12 protein-coding genes and 1 pseudogene are annotated in these 20,458 nt (G+C 39.3%); 5 read left to right on the top strand and 8 right to left on the bottom strand.

What is annotated here, in order from left to right; genetic code table 11:
- Positions 1–21: 21 nt before the first annotated feature.
- Positions 22–5,619, bottom strand: a complete 5,598-nt coding sequence (locus ACOWPH_RS15985) for a translocation/assembly module TamB domain-containing protein (protein WP_015216366.1) — start codon at positions 5,617–5,619, stop codon at positions 22–24.
- A gap of 899 nt (positions 5,620–6,518) precedes the next feature.
- On the opposite strand from ACOWPH_RS15985, the gene ACOWPH_RS15980 reads away from it, so the two are divergent.
- Both ACOWPH_RS15980 and murQ read left to right on the top strand, forming a co-directional pair.
- On the top strand, positions 6,519–6,929 hold the full coding sequence (locus ACOWPH_RS15980; protein WP_015216365.1) for a DUF3110 domain-containing protein: 411 nt from the start codon (positions 6,519–6,521) through the stop codon (positions 6,927–6,929).
- Positions 6,930–7,028: 99 nt separating this feature from the next.
- Positions 7,029–7,955: an N-acetylmuramic acid 6-phosphate etherase gene (gene murQ, locus ACOWPH_RS15975; protein ID WP_015216364.1), complete on the top strand. Its 927-nt coding sequence runs from the start codon at positions 7,029–7,031 to the stop codon at positions 7,953–7,955.
- Positions 7,956–8,363: 408 nt separating this feature from the next.
- On the opposite strand, the gene ACOWPH_RS15970 is transcribed toward murQ, so the two are convergent.
- Entirely contained in the window at positions 8,364–9,977 is a 1,614-nt protein-coding gene (locus tag ACOWPH_RS15970) for a sensor histidine kinase (protein WP_015216363.1), read from the bottom strand.
- Between the two features lie 619 nt (positions 9,978–10,596).
- Positions 10,597–11,820, bottom strand: a complete 1,224-nt coding sequence (locus tag ACOWPH_RS15965; protein WP_015216362.1) for a tetratricopeptide repeat protein — start codon at positions 11,818–11,820, stop codon at positions 10,597–10,599.
- A gap of 466 nt (positions 11,821–12,286) precedes the next feature.
- Here ACOWPH_RS15965 and ACOWPH_RS15960 point away from each other — a divergent pair, with 466 nt between their 5' ends.
- Positions 12,287–13,066, top strand: coding sequence for a phosphate ABC transporter ATP-binding protein (locus ACOWPH_RS15960; RefSeq protein WP_015216361.1), 780 nt, complete (start codon positions 12,287–12,289; stop codon positions 13,064–13,066).
- A 511-nt stretch (positions 13,067–13,577) separates the two neighbouring features.
- Here the strand turns inward: ACOWPH_RS15960 and ACOWPH_RS15955 are convergent.
- Positions 13,578–14,126 carry an NUDIX hydrolase gene (locus ACOWPH_RS15955; protein WP_015216360.1) on the bottom strand — a complete coding sequence of 183 codons (549 nt, stop codon included), beginning with the start codon at positions 14,124–14,126 and terminating at the stop codon, positions 13,578–13,580.
- A 56-nt stretch (positions 14,127–14,182) separates the two neighbouring features.
- Positions 14,183–14,764, bottom strand: coding sequence for a 2-amino-4-hydroxy-6-hydroxymethyldihydropteridine diphosphokinase (gene folK, locus ACOWPH_RS15950; RefSeq protein ID WP_015216359.1), 582 nt, complete (start codon positions 14,762–14,764; stop codon positions 14,183–14,185).
- A 362-nt stretch (positions 14,765–15,126) separates the two neighbouring features.
- On the opposite strand from folK, the pseudogene ACOWPH_RS15945 reads away from it, so the two are divergent.
- Both ACOWPH_RS15945 and psb35 read left to right on the top strand, forming a co-directional pair.
- Positions 15,127–17,407: pseudogene (locus ACOWPH_RS15945) on the top strand (transglycosylase domain-containing protein).
- Between the two features lie 320 nt (positions 17,408–17,727).
- Positions 17,728–17,922, top strand: coding sequence for a photosystem II assembly protein Psb35 (gene psb35 / locus ACOWPH_RS15940; protein ID WP_015216357.1), 195 nt, complete (start codon positions 17,728–17,730; stop codon positions 17,920–17,922).
- Positions 17,923–17,982: 60 nt separating this feature from the next.
- On the opposite strand, the gene ACOWPH_RS15935 is transcribed toward psb35, so the two are convergent.
- The 3 genes from ACOWPH_RS15935 to ACOWPH_RS15925 form a co-directional block, all read right to left on the bottom strand.
- Entirely contained in the window at positions 17,983–18,405 is a 423-nt protein-coding gene (locus tag ACOWPH_RS15935; RefSeq protein WP_015216356.1) for a TerB family tellurite resistance protein, read from the bottom strand.
- A gap of 57 nt (positions 18,406–18,462) precedes the next feature.
- Positions 18,463–19,830: a 16S rRNA (cytosine(967)-C(5))-methyltransferase gene (locus ACOWPH_RS15930; protein WP_015216355.1), complete on the bottom strand. Its 1,368-nt coding sequence runs from the start codon at positions 19,828–19,830 to the stop codon at positions 18,463–18,465.
- A 210-nt stretch (positions 19,831–20,040) separates the two neighbouring features.
- The gene (locus tag ACOWPH_RS15925; RefSeq protein ID WP_015216354.1) at positions 20,041–20,334 is read right to left on the bottom strand and encodes a hypothetical protein; all 294 of its coding nucleotides are present in this window, start codon (positions 20,332–20,334) and stop codon (positions 20,041–20,043) included.
- Between the last annotated feature and the right edge of the window lie 124 nt (positions 20,335–20,458).

Genomic DNA, 20,458 nt, shown 5'->3' with positions numbered 1-20,458 from the left:
AATTACGAATTACGAATTATTTTAAAATCTTCTCTCAAACTCAATAACTGCGCGACTATCATCAGTGAGATTGGTAGAAGCACGAACACGAAACTCATCATTAATCCGATAATTAATACCCCACTGGAAGGGGTCAGTGGCTGTTAAAATTTTGATACTTGAAACAGAAATTCTCGTAGAAATATCAACGCCGGCTTCTAATGCTAATTCTAAAGAAGAGCTACTTTTACCTGCTTCGGGTCTGTCAGAAATGATTGTCGGAAATAATCGCAGTTCGCTTAACCCAAAGGCACTACCAATCTGGTTAAATGTATTTTGAAAGTTACCAAAAAGAGCCGAACCAGCGATATTAATTAAACCCAATGTACTGTCACCGCGTCCTTGGGTATCTACAAATCCACCTCCTAACAGAGCGACGATTTCTGTTTCTGAACGAGAGGGACTGCTTTTCAATTCCAAACTATCATTCAATTGACTAGCGGGACCTTTGACATTGGCTTCGACTCGGACAGTTTCTAAAGCTGCTAAACCGGAAGCAGTTTGTCTACTGAGGTCATTGGTTTGAATTCCATCTAATATCTTGGCCAAGAGCTTAATATCTAAGTCAGGGTCACGGGGTTGAGATTTTCTAAAAGTTGCGGTATGTTTGTAGCCACGAGTTAAGTTAAATTGGGTGGTAAACAAATTTACACCACCTTTGTTTAATCTGATAGTTCCTTCAGGTATGGGGTCATTTAAGAAGCCACTAACATTTAAGTCACCAGAGGCTTGGAAGTTGAAAAGAGGTGGACTAGCAATTTGAATATTTTTACCAAGTTTAATTTCTAAATCATTTAATCTGGTGATTCCACTATCAGCATCTGTTTTGATCTGATTATTACCTGTGGGATTTGATGAATTAGCCAGGCTGTTGGATGTGGTAGCGGTCTTAGATTCAGCTAATAAAACTTGACCATCAAATAATTCTATATTACCGCCAATGGCTGGTTGTAAAACAGAGCCAGTAATTTGTAAATTGCCACTAGCACCACCTTGATATAATCCCTTGAGATTTAATGCTAATTTATCTAGGTTAACGGTGAGGGGATTATCTATTTTGATATCTTGACTGTTGAAAATAGGAATTTCTCCGGCAGCTTCTACCTTACCTTTGCTAAACTGACCTTGCAGGTTTTGTACTAATACTTTGTCAAAATCAAATTCTGCTTTTCCCGAAACATTTGTTAGTTTACCTGGTAATGCTTGAGCAACAAAACTGGCATTATTAAGAGCAGCGATGCCTTTAACTAATGGCTGTTGCCTTGTTCCGCGGATGGAGAGGTCTATTTCTCCTTCACCGTTCTCAAAAGCGATTTGGTCAGTAAACAAGTTTAATAGTGCCAAACCTTCATCTTTGACTTTAATATCTAAATTAATTTGATTGTTGTCTGGTTCTACTGATGCAAATGGTAATTTATAGGGAATACTACCACTAATATTGACGGGTTCTGGCCCGGCTGCTGATACCAGACTGCCAAAGTTTAAACGACCATTAGCATAACTGAAACTTGCGGTAGCTGATTCAACTTGTTTCTGATTCAGAGTTCCTTCGGAAACGTTTAATTCTCCTCTAGCTTGAGGGTTGGCGATGCTACCGGCTAAAGCTGCTGTTGCATTGAGGTTTCCTGTTATTCCTACTGGTAGCCTAACAAAGTTATTTAATACCTGAATGGGAAAATTTCTGACTCGCAATTGACCAGATTGTTCTTCACCACCTATATTTCCTGTGAAAGCAATCAGCCTTTGTTGAGAGATGATTATGCGTAAGGGTTGTAAGCGCAAAACACCTTTTTCAAAATTACCTTCAGCAATTACTTTTTCGGCACTATAAAAACGATTTGGTTCGGTTTCTCTACCCCAAGTGAAGTTTTCGCCTCGTAAGTTAAAGTCTACTGCGAGTCCGTTGGCTGTGGCGGTATTGATCGCAATTTCTCCGTCAAAAATACCTTTAAAGTCTGTTAAATCGGGTATGGGGTTGGAATCTAGGCGTTGTTGTTCTTGTGCTGCTACAAGTGCATTAATTTCTGATAGACGCTGAATTTGATTGAATAAAGGCTGATTGGATAATCCTTGGGGGTTGGTTTGTAAATCCGCAGATGTGCCGTAGGTTGGTGCGGCTAAACCTCGTTGGAGGTCTTGGAGTTCAAAGACCTGTGCGACTGTGAGGATATCTTGAATATTGCCTTGGTTGATGTTAATTTTCGCTTGTAGTTGGGGGCCTTTGGTGGTTTGTTTAACGGCAGCATCAAAGATATAACTGCTTTGGCCTTTGGTAAATTTGCTACTTGTGAGGCTGGCTGTGTCATTGTTGTAGCTAAACTGAGTGCTGAAGGCATCGCCTTTGATTCTACCAATTTGCGGTTGTGCGATCGCTATATTTCCTCTAGCAGCATATGTTTTTTGATTAACTTGCAAGTCTCCAGTTAACAAGCCAGCTAATGCACTGTTACCCAAAAAAGTATTATTAGGTAAAGTTAAATTTAAGGCTTTTAAGGGGAAATTATTAACTTTAACCTGCCAATTATCATCTTTAACTTGACCTGTGGCTGATGCTTGTTGCCATTGCACCAAAAAGGCATTAGGTTGATTATTGGCGTTTAATTTAGCGGCTAGTCTATCCCGTTGACCTGCAATATCTAAACTTAAACCGCCTCCCTGCACCATATTGATGTTACCAGTTAACAGCGGCTCAAAGGCAAATTCTTGGACTTTTAAATTTCTCAAACCCAGCGCACCGACTACATTTGGTGAGTTAAGTTTCCCGGTTATTTGTCCCTTAAAATCTAATTTTCCAGACACATCTACAGCATTAGGCAATTTAAAGGGTAACTGTTGCAAGTCGAAATTCTGCGCTTGCACATTCAGATTTAACTGGGTAATTTCTGGTATGCCTGGTTCTTTGCCATTGGCTAAAATATAACCACTGGCATTTAAATTCGGTGTTCTCGCTTGGGGGATAGTCAGTTGTTGACCATTCCAAGCAAAAGCTGCGTTGAGAGGTGAATTAATCGCCCCAATACCTTTACTAAACTGCATCGAGCCGGCAGCACGTACATCAGCTAATTTAGCAGATCCCAAAATACCAGTAACTTGTAATTCACCAGCCAGTTGACCTTGTAATTGTTTATTGAGGCGATTTAATTGCACACCAGAACCAGCTACTAAAGCTTGATAATTACCATTAGTTACTTGAATATTTTTAGCTGTAACTTTTCCCCCAGCCAGATTTAATTGTCCTTGACCAACAGCTTGAATAGTTTGAGGTTGGAAAGATTCAACAGATCCGGCAACATTCAACTGACCGGCTAAAGTACCTTGTAATTCTGGTGGAACTGCGGCTAATTTCTGCAAAGGTACATTTTGAGCTTGAACTTGTGCCTTATAGCGACCATTACTAACTTGAATATTTTTAGCGGTAATTGTGCCATTACCAACAGCCAAGCTACCTTCACCAACACCACCAATGGTTTTGAGATTGAAATTTTCGGTATTACCTGCAATGGTAAATTTAGCTGTCAAGGGGTTATTTAAAACTGGAGGAGATTGTTTTAATATTTGCCCTAAACGCACATTTTGAGCTATTAATTCGGCAATGAAGTTTTGGTCTTGTAGTTGCAGACGAGAAATAGCAATTCTTCCCCCAGCAATGTCAACACCTGCGCCTTCTGGACGAATATTAGTCAATTTAAACGGCGCTGAAGTTCCCGATATCAGTAAACGTCCGTTAAATTCTGCGTTTCCTAGAGAGATATTTTCTAATTGTTCTTTGTTGAGAAATGGCGCTAATTTTACACCAGAGGCTTCAGCTACAGCTTGCCAACTTTGACTATTATAATTACCATAACCACGGACGACGTTACCGTTAATATTGACAGCGACATCACGGAAAGAAACAGTGCGGTCAGGGTTGATAATAGTTTCACCAGTAGCGGCATAGGTAGCTTGGGGCGCTTGCCATTTAACTAGAGTTTGGACATTATTTGTAGCACCGCTGAGGTTAGCTGTAGCGGAGACAGTGCCTATGGATAAATTTGTTTTGAGATCATAAAGTTTAGCGATCGCATCCCCAGGTACATTCTTCGCAGTAAAATTAATATTTAGTTGTGGTGCCGTACCCAGTTGAATTGTTCCCCCACCCGTAATATCACCCCCTAAAGTGGTTTCCCCTTGAATATCCTTAAGAGTAATGAGCGAATCACGAGTAGAAAGCTCAAATTTACTACTAATCTTCTTAAAATCAACTTTATCAATTTGGGCAGTTTTAATATTGGTAACAGTACCAGAAAGCACCGGCTCGGATATATCCCCCAATATCTGTAAATCTGCCTTAACTATCCCACTCACAGGTAAAGGTGACTTAACATCAAGAGTTTCTAGGGCATTAGATACACTCACCGCATTGACACGCCCTACCAACTTAAAGCCTTTTTCCCTATCAATCACACCTGTAGCCATGACGGGAATTTTGCCATAGTTGCTAACTACATTATCTAGCTCTATGGCCAATCCTTGAAACTTGAGATTTCCCTGACTATTACTCAATAATTGCGGGATGTTTGGTATTGCCAGCGTTACCCCTTGTACAGAAGCACTTCCATATAACAAAGTTTCTTGCTCTGGTATCAACTGAATTTGTAAATCACCGTTTACCCGACCTGCTTGTAAACCCAGTGGTAAATTAATTAAACGAGTAATATCTGCGGCCAGTAAATCTTGCGCTTTGAGCTTTAATTTACCTTCTAAAGTTGCTTGGGCGCGGATATCTCCCTGAAGGTAAATATTTCCCCCACTCTCTGCCTTTCCTGCTAAATCAAACTTAATCAGTTTGTTATTCTCTACAAGTTGGGCAGTTCCATTTAACCCTGAAAATACCACAGGAACGGGGGGACGGCGCTTGCGTCTTGGGGATTGGGGATTGGGTGGAGATTGAGGCGATTGAGAACTAGAGACTGTTGGTAAATTGATATTTCTCCCCTGCTCCCTACTCCCTGCTCCCTGCCCCCTGCTCCCTGCTCCCTGCCTCCTATTCCTCCTGCTGCGCCTGTTTCCGACTCTCTCCTGTCCTACTAAAACTAACTTGGCATTGCGAAACCGCAGTTTATCTAAATCAGTTTTAATCAACCCCTCTTTACCTGGGGGGGCTATGGTAGTGGTAATCCAGCGTTCTTGGCTATCCTGTTGAATGTAAACCTCTGGGTTAATTAAGGTAACATCTAGTTTCAAATTGCGGTTAACAACCAACTGCCAGGGATCAAAACCCACATCTACTGCTTCTATCGTTGCCTGATCTGAATCTGTGGGTGTTGCAGGGATAGCTGAAGCGTCAAACCGTATTCCTGTTAGGGAAAATTCTTTTACTTGTCCCAATCTGACTGGACGGTTGAGAGTGGTGGTAAGACTCTCCTCGGCCAATGGTGCTAACTCTTTTTGGATAAAATCCCGCAACCGCCAAACACCGCCGACAATTAAGAGTAGCAAAAATGCTCCTACCGCAATGCCACCACGACTCAATATCATCAGCCATAAACGCTTACGGCTCTTGCTTAGGGTATGAAAATCTTGATTAGAAGAGTTAGACATTGGTTTTGAGTCTTTAACTGCCGGATGTAGTTGGCACAATCCTATTCATAAGTAGCACAATATTTAAATCAGGACTTGTGCAACTAGCTTGCTTTGTAGGATGCTTCAGATGTCTGAATAATAACCAATTTATAGGTTTGACACACTCTACAAGAGATATTGAGTTTGAAACTCGGCTTTAGAAGATGCTTGAAAATTATCAGAATTGATTGAGATCCCCCCAACCCCCCTTAAAAAGGCTACCGTGTACACACAAGTGGTTGCCTCATAGATTTCAGGTTTTTTAGCCCCTGAAATGCCTGATATTTTGCGAAACTCAAACCTCCATCTCTCTAATAAAATTGGGATTTAGAGTGGCAAAACCAAGCGTTAGGTATGATTTCAAGACTTGTGTGTACACCGTAGCTTAAAAAGGGGGGCTAAATTTCTCAAAGTCGCCCTTTTTAAGGGGGATTTAGGGGGATCTACAAGTGTGAGATACCACACGAAAAAGTTTTCAAACATCCTCTTAGTCCTGATAAATATGCCACTCATCTCATATTCGTTAAAATACTTATCATATCTGTTTAGGCTGGTAATGGGTAATTGGCTAAGGTATTGTCAAATCAATACCTTGTCGATTTTTTGTGGGTTGGGTTAAGCGACAGCGCAACCCGACGAATTTGTTGGGTTATGCCTCCGGCACACTATGTGAAAGTCTCTCTGCCCAACCTACGAATCAAGACTTTTTTCGATTTGGAAAAGGTATTGCAAATAGACTAGGTTTATTATAAGTAATTATCTCAATTTGAGATTACAGCGATTTGTCATCAGTGTCCCCAGTTACTTATAACCTATAATCTATAACCTGTTCACTGATTTAATAGAAATATATTAGAACTTAACTCAAAGGATGGACGATGCGTGTTTTTGTACTAATTTTTAACGCTGGCACTGATAATGAAGGGATTCACTCGATTCGGGTTGGTAATCGTAACAAAATCATGATGTTCGAGTCTGAAGATGATGCCACGCGTTTTGCTTTAATGTTAGAAGCTCAAGATTTCCCCACACCGACAATTGAAGTTATGGATGCTGAGGATATTAAGGAGTTCTGTGAAGGTGCTGGGTTTGACTGGGAAGTTGTGCCAGAAAACGGGGATTTAATCATGCCCCCAGAATTAAATGTGGAAGAAACTGATTGGCAACTCGAAGACGAAACACAGGATACTGATGATTCCTTTCCTCCGGGTGCAGTAGCTGAAACAGAACAGGAAATACCTGATTCTGAGCTAGAGAGGATTCGTCGCAAACTCGAAGGGTTATTGTAATTAATCATGGCGAACAGGGAATAGAGAACAGGGAATAGGGAAGACAACTTATCTTTTTTTGCCTATTCCCAATGACCAATTACAACTGACATACAAAAAATGACAAACTTGCAGGAACGCGGGCATCTTCTAACAGAACAGGTAAATCCCAATAGTCTGAATTTAGACCAACTCAATTCTCTGGAATTGGTGGAATTATTTAATAACGAAGACCAAAAAGCTGTAGAAGCAGTTGCTGCGGCTAAAGTTGAGTTAGCAGAGGCGATTGAACGGACGGCAGAGCGTTTGTATCAGGGTGGATGTTTATTTTACATTGGAGCGGGTACTAGTGGACGATTAGGGGTGTTGGATGCGGCTGAATGTCCTCCAACGTTCTGCACACCTCCAGAGTTGGTACAGGGCATTATTGCTGGTGGTGCGGGGGCGTTGTTGCGTAGTTCTGAGGGTTTAGAAGACCTGGCTGAAGATGGTGAAAGTGCGATCGCACAACGTCAAATTACTCAACTCGATGTAGTCGTCGGTATCACCGCTGGGGGAACGACTCCCTATGTTCAAGGTGCTTTAAAAGCTGCCCGACAACGGGGGGCTATGACTGTTTTTATTGCCTGTGTTCCTGCTGAACAAGTTTATTTTGATGCTGATATTGATATTCGCTTGTTAACAGGCCCAGAAATCTTAGCTGGTTCAACTCGTTTGAAAGCTGGGACTGCGACTAAACTGGCTTTAAATATGCTTTCTACCGGGGTGATGGTGAAATTGGGTAAAGTGTATGGCAATCGGATGGTGGATGTTGCAGTTACAAATCAAAAATTACGCGATCGCGCTTTAAGAATTTTACAAGACCTCACCGGTTTAAGTCGAGAAGCTGCCGGTTTTTTACTAGAACGCAGTGGTACAAAAGTTAAACTAGCTTTGTTAATGCAGTGGACTGGTTTAGATAAAGTTGCCGGTGAACAACTGCTATTCACACATCAAGGTAATCTCCGTGCTGCCGTTGATAGTTACAAACAAGATCAACATCTTTGAAAATTACCAAAGATGCCAAAATAGATTTAGCGCGTTGCTGATTAAGAGTATGATTTTGTTTCACGCAGAGGCGCAGAGTCACAGAGAGTAAGAGTTTGAAATTATGGATTTTTCAATTTCATACTTTAGTTCAGCAATGCCGGAATTCATTCCCAGTCTCATAGCAAAAGTTATCTTTAGATAACTAAATCAACCGCCAATCTCTTAGTAAACTTTAGTTCACTTTGGCTATTAGCCCTGAAATTCATTTCGGGGCGGGTGTGAAAGCTGACTAGCATTGCATTAAAAAAATTGAACTTTATAGAATTTCTTGAATAGCGCCCTGATGATGGAATTTATGAATTGGTGAATGGAGAAATTGTAAAAGTGGAAGTAATTAGAGCGCATAAAAATGTAGCACGATATCTGTTATGTATTTACTAGCTTTATCTGCCGAATAGGAATCTCAATCAAAAATTCTGTTCCCTTTCCAGGTTCAGAAACATACTCGATCTTTCCCTTATGCTTATCTACTATAATCTGGTAACTAATAGATAATCCTAACCCAGTACCTTTACCTACAGGTTTAGTAGTAAAGAACGGTTCAAACAATTTACTTTTAACTTTTTCTCTTATTCCTGTGCCATTATCTTTAATACTAATCATTACGTTATCTTCATTTTTGACTTGAGTATGGATAATAATTGAACTGGAGTGTTGTTTAATATCTTTATAAGCATCTATTTCCTGTTGGCGTAAAGCATCAATAGCGTTAATAAGAATATTCATAAATACCTGATTTAATCCTCCAGCATAACATTCAATAAGAGGCAAATTTCCATAGTTTTTAATAATTACAATTTCTTGCTGTTTCTGCTGACCTTTAAAAAGATCTTGCAAAATTAACAGCGTACTATCAATTCCTTCATGAATATTAACTGGTTTCATTTCTGCTTCATCAAGACGCGAAAAATTCCTTAAACTTAAGACAATCTCACGGATACGTTCAGTACCAACTTCCATTGAGGATATTATTTTGGGCAAATCATCAATAAGAAAATCTAACTCTATTTCTTCAATCAAATTATTTATTTCTGGATTGTAATTAGAATATTCTTGCTGGTATCGGTTAATCAAAGTTAATAATTTTTGGGTGTATTCTCTAACGTGTATTAAGTTACCATAAATAAAATTAACAGGATTATTAATCTCATGAGCAACACCAGCTACTAACTGACCTAGCGAAGACATTTTTTCAGTTTGAATCAGTTGTACTTGTGTTTCCTGAAGTTCTTGTAGTGTCTGTTGTAATTGAATATTTTTCTGTTTTAAATTTTCTGTTCTGGCTGCAACTTGCTTTTCTAAAATATAATTAGTTTCTTCTAAAGTAGCTTGAGTAATTTTTTTAGCTTTTACGTATTCTTGTAATAAACGTAATACTAAAAACCATACTGGGACAAGTACTATTAAACTTATAATTGAGCCGAAAATAGCCCAAATCATTCTTTGGCGATACTGGGCAACTTTTAGTTGTAATCCCAGTGATATATTCTGATTTCTCTTAGCAATACCATCAGCATAAATCTGTTTCTGAATTTCATATTTGCGACTGGATAATAGTTGCTGTGCATCCTGTTTTTGATTTTTATTAACTAAATCAAAAGATTGATATTCCATTGCAACTAACTTCTGATTAGCAATATCAATTTTTTGAGCATTCTGATCTTTATATGCTTCAGGCGCTAGTTTAATAGCTTCTTTAATCGCAAAATCAAGTTTAGGTTCAAATTGGCGATATCGTTTTTCCCAAATATTATTACCTGTAGCAGCATTCATCCGGGCTGACATGGTTAATACTTCATCAAAATAAGTAATTTCATCACTTAGTCTTTGGAGGTTAAATTCCTGTTTTGTCATACTGTTAAAGTTATAAAATGCTTGCCAGTTGAGTAAGACTTGAGGAATAAACAATAGTAATGTCAGCAATACCGACACACTTACTATTTGAGAAGGAGTAAATTTAAGCTTATAAAATAAATGCATTTTTTTCTTTATAAAATTAAATATTTGTATACACTTATTCAACTTAATTGACCAACACGTTTTACATTCATAACTAGGTAAATGGCAAAATTTATAACTATGTGATTGCGAAGAGATTAAAGCTAAGTCAAGCATGAGACTAAAGCAGTGATACTCATTGATTACAAGGGTTTTGAGTATTTGACATTTTGTGAAACCTTTGGGTTTATTTATGTCTACATACTTACTTTAGCTCGTCAGGTTATACGATGAAGAATTTCTTATTAGAACTCCAACAAAGTTTCTGTAATGGCATCAAAACTATGTAATTTTACTGAGTTTTGGTGTTTTAATTTACTTATTGCGTATGGCTAACGCCATGCTATCAGATATTTTGGCGAAGGTATTGTTGCACCCATATACAGCAGAATTCAGGAGTCGGGAGTAAAACTGGCTTTGTGTATAGGTTTGAATTTAGATGTTGTACCTCCTAACTACACAAACTGCTGTAATTAAAATATAGGATGTTTTAGAGGTATGACACAAAGTCTATTAATCATTGAAACTCAGCCCTCATTACCTGTAGGTTCTGAGAGCAGATTTCGAGTAATATTTATGATTTTCCCAACATCTTCTTAAATTATGAATTACTCTTTAATAAGGTATCAATCTTTTGTGTAAAGTATGTTTCTTGATATTTGAGTTGTTGAGCTATTTCCAACCCTTTTTGAAAAGCTGCTAATGCTTTGGCATCTTCTTTTTTTTCTAAATGCAATTGTCCTATTTGATCGTAAGCTTGCATCAAGCCATAAAAATTGGTAGCCAGTATTTCTGTTTCTACAAGAATTTGACTAGTTTGCAAAGCATCGTCAATTTGGTTTTGGGAACGGTAAAGCGTGATTAATTTTTGCAACGCTTTACTAGCAGTAACGTATTGTTGTAATTGCCAAGCAGTAACATAAGCTTCTTGATATTTGTTAAAGGCTTCTTGTAGTAAATTGGGATTTTCCGGCGTTAAAGATTGGTAATTTTCAGCTATTGCTATTTTTAAGGCAGGAATTTGGGTAAGTTTATTTTCACTAGTGTAAATTTCTGCTAATTGATTTAGTGCAGTAATAGCTTGTTGAGGCTGTTTACCTTGCTGATAAATATAAACTAATTGTTGCAAATACCCTATTTGATTGAGCCTATCACCCTGCATATTTGCCAATTTTAACAGTTCTTGGTAAGTTGTTGCAGCTTGGGGATAATTAAACCAACTTAAATGCAATTCCCCAATGGTATTCAGGGTTTCTAGTTCAGCAGTAGTGTTATTTTGCGATTGCACTAGTGTTAAAATCTGCTGATAAGCTCCTACCGCCAATTTGGGTACACGAATATTTTGGTAAGCTTCACCAAGCGATCGCCATAATTCTAAATCATTGCTTTTCTGAGTCAGCATCTGTTTTTCAATGACCTGCAACCGTTCTGTAATATACTTTATCTGCTGACGCTCATTTTCTTGCCAAGCGATCGCACCCACCCTTGATAATGCTTGCACCTCAGCTAATGAACCTAAAAAGCGTCGCAGTCTTAATTCCCGGTTCCAAATATCAAACGCTGTTACCTTATCCCCCTCTTGCAGTGCCGTTGCAGCTTCTTGATTTAACCCATCTAAAGCCGTCTCCAATTTTTGCCGTTCCTCCAGGGTTAATGGTTGTTTTTCTAGAGAACCTCGAATCAGTGGATCAGGTGTGGTAATCTCTAATGGCCCAGGAAGAAACTTATCCAGTTGTTCTGGCTGCTTACTTTCTGCTAGTGTTGCGTAACTGCACAGATGCCAGAAAATAATACTGGTAACAATAAAACTCAAACGCAATAACATAAGCAAATTTTCTATCCTGCTGGAAAGTGTCTATAGATTTCGCATTACTAACATATTGGACGCATACCACATTGATAATTATCCTCAAAGTTCATTAAACTTTCTTATAGAATTTTCGTCAGGAGTCAGGAGTCAGGAAGAAGAATATTTTTCTCTTCTGTTCCCTGCTATATCAAACATTATGTATTCTGAATCCTTACGAATTTTTAGTTATCTTTATCAATTCTTTATTGTGTGATTTTTCATGTCCCCAGACTAAAGTACTATAGTAAATATTACTAGTTAGCATTTTACAACAGCTAAAATTACAACATGAGACTTTTACAAACACTTAAGTAACTAGATATTTGCTGTTTATCCATATTATCTATTCATTATCCCCTTAGTACAGCAAGATAATGAAACAGTGGCACTGATTCTTAACTATATTTTTAAGTCAATTGTTGTTTCACGCATTTTATCAAGCATGAGTAAAATAATTCCTGCCCTTAGCGTTCAGAACTTTAGCTGTTATTATGATGCTCAAAAAATCATTGAAGATGTGTCCATGGATATTCCCCAAAATAAAATCATAGCCATTATGGGGCCTAGCGGCTGTGGAAAATCTACTTTTTTAAAATCTCTCAATCGCATGAGTGAGTTAGAAGGAGAAGTACGAGTTGAAGGGAAAGTAGAATTTTTTGGGCAAAATATTTATGGTCGTCGTGTCAACTTAACTCGGCTACGTCGTCAAATTAGTATTATCTATGCTAGAGCAAATCTTTTTCCCATGAGCATTTACGATAATGTTGCTTATGGGGTGAAAGTAATTGGATGGCATCCCAAAGTAGAATTAGATGAGATTGTTGAGTTAGCGCTCAAATCTGCTAATCTCTGGGAAGAAGTTAAAAATAAACTCTATAAATCTGCTTTAGAATTATCTTTTGGACAACAACAAAGATTGTGTATTGCCCGTGCTTTAGCAGTCAAGCCGCAAATTCTGCTCATAGATGAACTGTGTGCTGGATTAGATCCGATGTCTACCATAAAAATTGATGAACTCATCGAATGTTTGCGTTCTGAATTAACTATTGTTTTTGTCTCTCATAACATCCAACAAATTGCTCGTTTATCAGATTTCACAGCTTTATTTCACTACAACGAAAATCATGTTGGACAATTGTTAGAATTTGCCCCGACAAAGAAACTTGTCAGTAATATCAGTGATTATCGTAGTCGTAATTATGTTTCTGCGCGTTTCCGTTGAACTATATTTAGGGCTTGCTGATAGCGTAGCATAAGCCATAAAAGTCTTTTGGTTAGGGCTAGGAGTCAGGAGTCAGGAGGAAGAATTAGAAGAAGAGAAGAATAGTCTTGAATCTGGTCAAGTGATAGGTAAATGAACAGTTTCAACGCTTATTCATTGCACTTAATTCACCTTTTTAACCTTCAAACTCTTGGTATATCTAAGTTTTAGATTTATATAGCTAAAGCCTGACGCTGGATAGCAGCTATGGGAGTCAATAACAGGAATGTTGTATCGACTCCGATATTTAGCTAAGATGACCTGATTAGCTAGAAAGCCTGTGCTGAAGGTATTGCTAATTGACGCTTTTAGCAGCATCTTGCTATTAAAACGTAAGGATTCAGGATACAGAATATTTGATATAGCAGGGAACTCTTAACAGGGAACACGGAACAGAAGAGAAAAATATTCTTCCTTCTTCCTTCTTCCTTCTTCCTCCTGACTCCTGACTCCTGACTCCTGAATTCTTACATCAAAACAAAAATGAACGCGCTAAGAAAAAGCTGGCTATAGATTTAGCGTCTACAGGTTGTCCCTCAAGAATTGCTTTTTCTAGTTCTTCCGGGGTGAAAAATACTATTTCGATATCTTCATCTTCTTCTGGTGGGGGGGGTGTCTCCAGCTTTTCTAAATCTCTAGCCAGGAAAGCATGGATAATTTCATCGGAATAGCCGGGAGCTAGGAAAAATTCTCCCAGTTTATCCCATTTGTGAGCGCGGTATCCTGTTTCTTCCTCAATTTCTCTCTGTACCGTCTCTAAGGGATCTTCATTTGGTTCGAGAGTACCGGCTGGAAATTCTAACAATCTTCCCTGAATGGCAAAACGATATTGGCGTACAAGAATCAGCCTACCATCTGCGGTAACGGGTAAAGCTAGAGCGCCACCTGGATGACGAATACACTCCCATTCCCCTTCAGATTTGTTGGGCAAACGCAAGCGGTTAACTTCAAAATCAAACTTGCGGCCTTTGTGGAACAAACGTTGCTTGAGTAGCTGTGGTAATTCTCGACCTAGTGGCATAGTTAAATAATTTGGTCTGTAGATACACAGAATATATACGGGGCGCTTTAGTTAAATCAGGGTTCTTCCGCTTTGAACGATGGTAATTTTAATTTCCCCTCATTACATAAATGTACATCATAAGTGTCCACCTCTTTGAGCAAATCTTGAATTACACGCCCTGAGACTGGTTCTATCCAATTGGGGGCAATTTCTGCCAGCGGCACTAATACAAAGGCTCGCTTAGACATTCCAGGGTGGGGGATTTGGAGATTTGGCTGGTTTAATATCAAATTATCATACAACAACAAATCTAAATCTAAGGTTCGTGGACCCCAATGTTGTTGACGCACACGCCCAAATTTTTGTTCAATTGCTAACAAAGTTGCTAATAACTTTTGGGGTAACATACTTACTTGTAAAATGGCGCAACCATTCAAGTAATCCGGTTGAGGCGGCCCTATAGCTTTGGTTATATACCAACTGGATTTTGCTTGTATGATTATACCTGGGGTTTGAGCTAAAGTCTCTAGAGCAGCATCTAAAATTTTTTGGGGATCACCCATGTTACTACCCAGGGCGATCGCTACAGTTGCCGCCGGGATCGCACTTTTGCTGGAGATGCTAGGCGATCGCAGCCATTTTTTGCCCGTACTCATGTGCCGTAAAACTCTCTCTAGATAGCTGGGACTAGATTTAAATCTCTATGTCTCAGAGGTTTTCAATGGTTTTGAAGTTCTGCCAGATTATTAGAAAATACTGCCTTGGTTTTCCAGAGATTAATTGAATTAACAGTTTTGGAAAGAACAATATTTTACACTGAATTAAATTAATTATTTATGAGATATTATACTAACAACCAAAGTAGTGTGCCAACTCCAAATCCTTTCATGGTAGTTAGGTGGCAATTACTGGATGAAAATTAACAAATTTAAGTAGCTCTGACAAGGAGAAACTGCTCTTGCCGCTTGGGAATCATCACAAAAACGAGAAGTCCACATATGACAACTTACCAAAAACCATGCTGGTAAAGGCAAAGCAGTTATTGAACCAGATGACGAGCATATCATCTGTGATGATTGCCAGAATTGGTAAGAGCGATAAACCTTTTTATCGTCGTTTGTGGTTTTGGGTAGGTTTAAGTGTCGGTGGAGGGATTGTTGCCTTTAATTACGGTTTGAGAACAATAGATAGTTCTTTGCCAGATAAATCCAAACTAAACGCGGTGCTGCGAGAGCAAACACTGACTATTAAAGCCGGAGATGGGACAGTTCTCCAACAACAAGGAGAAGCGACTAGGGAACAGTTAAAGCTAGAACAAATACCAGATAGGTTAAAGAAAGCTTTCATCGCTTCAGAAGACCGAAGATTTGAGCAGCATCAAGGGGTAGATACTCAAGGTATTCTCAGAGCAGTTGTGAATAATGTGCGATCGCAAAATGTGGTAGAAGGTGGTAGTACCATCACCCAACAGGTAGCGCGAATTCTCTTCCTCACCCAAGAACGGACAATCTGGCGCAAACTTAAAGAAGTCCGACTAGCTCAAAAAATGGAGCGGGAATTAACCAAAAATGAGATTTTAGAGCGTTACCTCAATTTGGTTTATTTAGGTTCTGGAGCCTACGGTGTAGGAGATGCTGCCTGGGTGTACTTTAGTAAAACGGTAGATCAACTGACTTTGTCAGAAATGGCAACCATTGCCGGACTTGCCCCTGCTCCCAACGTTTACGCCCCAGATAAGAATCCCAAAGCAGCAATAGAACGGCGAAATCAGGTGTTGCAGCGGATGCAGGAAGACCAAGTAATTACCCCCACCGAGCAACAAACTGCACTGCAAGAACCACTTACAGTTAACAGTAATTTACCCAAGCGCTTCCAAGTCGAATTTCCCTACTTTACTATCTACGTTCAGCAGGAATTACCCAAGTATATTTCAGCCGATCTATTAGCAGCAGGAGGGTTAGTAGTAGAAACCAGCTTAAACCCAACCTGGCAAAAAGCAGCAGAAGCGGCAGTTGCCAAAACTTTAAAAAATCAAGGTCGCTGGGAAAACTTTAAAGAAGCAGCTTTAGTAGCCATAGATCCCCGTAATGGAGAAATCCAGGCCATGGTGGGTGGTAAGGACTTTAGTAACAACCAGTTTAATCGTGTAACTCAGGCACAGCGTCAACCAGGATCGACATTTAAGGGATTTGTCTACGCTGCTGCGATCGCTACAGGCAAAAATCCCTATGATAGTTACCTAGATGCGCCTTTAGTAGTAGATGGTTATGAACCAAAAAATTACAGTAAAAAATTCTACGGCTGGATGAACCTCAGAGATGCCCTTACTCGCTCTATCAACACAATCGCAGTCAAAGTATTAATAGACGTGGGATATGAGCCAACAATTAAACTCGCCCAGGATATGGGCATTAAATCAGAACTTAAGTCTACTTACTCCTTGGCTCTTGGCTCTAATGAAGTTAATCTCCTCGAATTAACAAGTGCTTACGGTTCCTTTGCTACCCAAGGATTACATACAGATGTGCATGGTATTCGTCGCATCCTCAACCGACAGGGTGAAGTCATTTGGTCTGCTGATTTTCAGCCCAAACAGTCATTAGATACTGATAGTGCTGCCATTATGACCTGGATGCTACGCAACGTAGTCAGAAATGGTACTGGTGCTGCTGCCCAATTAAATGATAGACAGGTTGCCGGCAAAACTGGTACCTCTGACGAATCTCGTGATTTATGGTTTCATTGGCTACATTCCCCAATTAGTCACAGGGGTTTGGCTTGGCAACGATAATAACCGCCCTACCTATGGTAGTAGTAGTAGCGCTGCTTATACCTGGCATGAATTTATGGAAAAGGCAGTAGAGGGGATGTCAGTAGAAAAATTCCCTGAACGACCTAAATTAGAAGGACGCAAAGCGACGATTAAAGCCCAACCCATAAAACCGCACAAAATTATCAATCGCTCAATCTCTGATAATAATGAAGAATCAGACAGAAACGATGATTCATCAAGTAGACGCAGAAAGAGGAATACCCAAGTAGAAGAACAACAATCAGACTATACCCCAAGGCGTAGAAGACGTTACAAACAACAAGAAGAAAATACCACATCGAGAAAGCAGCGCTCTCAAGAATCAAGTGGTAATTCTTCAGGATCATCTCGTTCACAGCGGCGAAATAGCGGCTCAGACTCAGGTTCTTCCCGTTCCTCCGCTCCTGCAAGCCGTGGCTCTTCTGAATCTTCTTCACCTAAAGGTTCTTGGCGGGAGAGGCTCAAACCCAATTCATCTGCTGAATAATTAGGGAACACCAGAAAATAAATTATTCAATCTTGTGGGATGGGCATACTTCGACAAGCTCAGTACAAGTCCTGCCCGTTCTTGTATTATTAACAGGCAAGATGCCCGCACCACAAGAAATTTTTGTACGTTTTTTTATTTGGAAGTTCCTTAGCAAAAAAAGATTGGTCTGGTGGGAGAAAAATAAATATATTTTTCTCCCAAACCATATTGTTTTTTATCTCTCAAATTTCAAGCGTTTCAACCTACTGGAGGATGTAGGTGTTACGCTCGTTTTATACTTTGTTAAGAAGCGCAACTTACACTAGGAGAATTTACTCATGAATTTATTGCTTCAAACAGCAGCGCCAGCCGCAGCAGGACAACACTTTCCATTAGCTTTTACATTGGTGTATGTAGTTGGTTTTATTGCTGCTGTTACCATCGGTTCAATTGCTTGGTACAACTCGAAACGTCCTGCCGGTTGGGAAAGCAAAGATCGTCCTGATTTTGTACCCAAAGTTGATAAAGAATAACAGGAGGCAGGAGGCAGAGAAGAGAAATAAAGATAAAGTTCTCTCCATTTCCCCAATCTCCTAATTTTGAACATCAACCCAACGACGGTAAAGCTTTTGAATTTGTTTAAGCAGTGGGGTATAAGCCGATGGCGTGGATTCATGCGACTTGCTTAATTCCTCCAATGTAGTTAGTAGCTTGGCTTCTTCAATTGCTACTTCACCGTCGCTGTAAATCAAGCCACTAATGGCTTCAATCAGATTTTCACAATCTTCCAAGCTAGGATGATCGCCTAAATACTCACTTACCCATTGGTAGCACTCCTTTGGCTGTACGGAAACTAATTCATACAACCAAGGCTTAATCTCTGGATCATTAGCCAAGCCTTTAGCCTGAGCTATTTCGCGCAGATATTGCCGTTCTTCTGGTTGGATTCTGCCATCGATCCAAGCTGCTCCAATCAGAATTTTAACTAAGTTTTTGACATCAGAATTATTAACCATTACTGCCTCCTCTAGTAGATTCGGACCATCACCAAATCGTACAATCGTTAGCAGTATTCACTCGGAATTATTGGTTTTTCTTAAGCGCACCATGAAAAAGCCATCCATGTCCTCTTGATGAGGCCAAATTTTCAGCCAGCCTGGCGGTGTACTAGAGGTAGCAGTTAAATTCTGACGGGGAGGCTCAACTTGCCAATGAGGATGATCAGCTAAAAACCGGGAAATTACTTCTTCATTTTCAGCAGGATGTAATGTACAAGTTGCATAAACTAATACCCCATTGTCCTTGACAAAATTTGAGGTATGTGATAGCAGTTTTGTTTGCAACAGGGAAAGTTGCTGGATAGACTCTGGTGTTTGTCGCCAACGCGCATCAGCATGACGATGCATAGTTCCCAAACCAGAGCATGGGGCATCTAGTAATACACGGTCAGCTTGATTGTAAAATTGGGGTAAATTGCAACTATCACCAGTGTAGATTTCAATAGATTGTAAATTCAACCTTCGAGCATTGTCTTGGAGTTTACGAAGACGGGAGGCAGTCTTGTCACACGCCCAAATTTTGCCATGATCTCCCATTAATTCAGCAATATGGGTTGTTTTACCTCCTGGTGCAGCACAAGCATCAATCACTACTTCACCGGGTTTAGGATCTAGCAAATGACCAACTAATTGGGCGCTACTATCTTGAATAGTCCACCAACCTTCACGGAATCCAGGTAAATTTTGAATTGGGCCATTACTGCCAATTAATCGTAAAGCCTGGGGTAAACGGGGAATACGTTTGACTAGAACACCAGCAGATTGAAAAGCTGATTCCACCTCTTTTAGGGAACTGCGAAGGATGTTTACACGCAAATCAATAGTTGGAGTTTGATTCATCCATGCACAGAGTTTTTCTGTTTCCGCAAAACCCAATTGTGCTAACCAGACTTCAATGATCCAATCAGGAAAACTGTATAAAATACCCAATCGTTCCACTGAATTTTCGGGTAATTTCAACGGTTCTGATGATTTTTCTCCAAGCCGCAAATACTGGCGCAAAAGACCATTTATAAAACCGGTTAAACCAGTTAAACCGTTTGCTTTTGCTAACTCAACGGTGGTATTAACAGCAGCAGAAGGAGGAATTTTTTCTTGATAACGCAGTTGATAAAAACCGAGATGTAAGATTGTGCGGAGGTCTGGTGGTTGTTGCTGGGCTTTTTTTGTGGCGATTTGGTCAATGAGAGTATCTAGGGTGCGTTGTCTTCTGACACAACCATAAACTAATTCTGTCGTTAAACGGCGATCTCTACGGAGTGTTTCGTTATCGCTATCCGGTAACTTAAACTTTTGTAGCGCTCGATCTAAAGCAACATCAGCATAAGCACCTTTATGAACCTCTTTTAAGGCGATAAAAGCTACTTGACGGGGGTTTGTCATCAAATTAGTTAATAATAACTATAATTATAAAAAAGGGAACTCTTAACAGGGAACACATAAGAAACTTTAGTTGAGGGTTGAAAGCTCAGTCAAAAAAAAAGATGTTTTTACAAGATTCGTAGCACGAAAAAAGCAGTGTCATTATTTCAATCTCATGTTTTCAAACATGAGTTTTTTCTGTTAAGAGTTACCTCTGAATTGTATTGCAGTTTATTTTTCGTGTTCTTGTTGATGATTAATGGTATTATTATCTGCTTCCAATAACCGTGACATAAACACATCTGGTTTTCTGCTAATCACAGATACAACTTTATCAATAGCGACTACTTCGCTAATTTTTACGACCATTTCCCATAAAGTATCTTCTTCTGTCTCCTTGTTATGAGTTCTGTGTTTAAACCATAACAAATCATCACATACTCTAATAATTTTTGTAAAATACCATTTATCTCGTATTAGTAACCATATTTCTTGCTCCACGTAGGTTTGTAGAATAGATTTCATAATAGATTAGATAATGAAAAGTTATTGCGCTACATAGTATGCTGCTATTAAAGAATAATGCAATAGTAAATTTACGAGAGTATAGAGCATATTTGGATACTTAAATTGATAATATTTCAAAAAT

It is taken from the genome of Anabaena sp. PCC 7938, assembly GCF_049315035.1.
Classification (GTDB): Bacteria; Cyanobacteriota; Cyanobacteriia; order Cyanobacteriales; family Nostocaceae; genus Anabaena; species Anabaena cylindrica.
Note: the sequence above shows the minus strand (reverse complement) of the source record. Positions and strands in the feature narration are given on the sequence as shown.

Coding starts and splice junctions, on each gene's coding strand:
- ACOWPH_RS15925 (WP_015216354.1), bottom strand. CDS start 20,334: ATGAAATCTATTCTACAAACCTACGTGGAGCAAGAAATATGGTTACTA.
- folK (WP_015216359.1), bottom strand. CDS start 14,764: ATGAGTACGGGCAAAAAATGGCTGCGATCGCCTAGCATCTCCAGCAAA.
- ACOWPH_RS15935 (WP_015216356.1), bottom strand. CDS start 18,405: ATGGTTAATAATTCTGATGTCAAAAACTTAGTTAAAATTCTGATTGGA.
- murQ (WP_015216364.1), top strand. CDS start 7,029: ATGACAAACTTGCAGGAACGCGGGCATCTTCTAACAGAACAGGTAAAT.
- ACOWPH_RS15970 (WP_015216363.1), bottom strand. CDS start 9,977: ATGCATTTATTTTATAAGCTTAAATTTACTCCTTCTCAAATAGTAAGT.
- ACOWPH_RS15985 (WP_015216366.1), bottom strand. CDS start 5,619: ATGTCTAACTCTTCTAATCAAGATTTTCATACCCTAAGCAAGAGCCGT.
- psb35 (WP_015216357.1), top strand. CDS start 17,728: ATGAATTTATTGCTTCAAACAGCAGCGCCAGCCGCAGCAGGACAACAC.
- ACOWPH_RS15980 (WP_015216365.1), top strand. CDS start 6,519: ATGCGTGTTTTTGTACTAATTTTTAACGCTGGCACTGATAATGAAGGG.
- ACOWPH_RS15930 (WP_015216355.1), bottom strand. CDS start 19,830: ATGACAAACCCCCGTCAAGTAGCTTTTATCGCCTTAAAAGAGGTTCAT.
- ACOWPH_RS15960 (WP_015216361.1), top strand. CDS start 12,287: ATGAGTAAAATAATTCCTGCCCTTAGCGTTCAGAACTTTAGCTGTTAT.
- ACOWPH_RS15965 (WP_015216362.1), bottom strand. CDS start 11,820: ATGTTATTGCGTTTGAGTTTTATTGTTACCAGTATTATTTTCTGGCAT.
- ACOWPH_RS15955 (WP_015216360.1), bottom strand. CDS start 14,126: ATGCCACTAGGTCGAGAATTACCACAGCTACTCAAGCAACGTTTGTTC.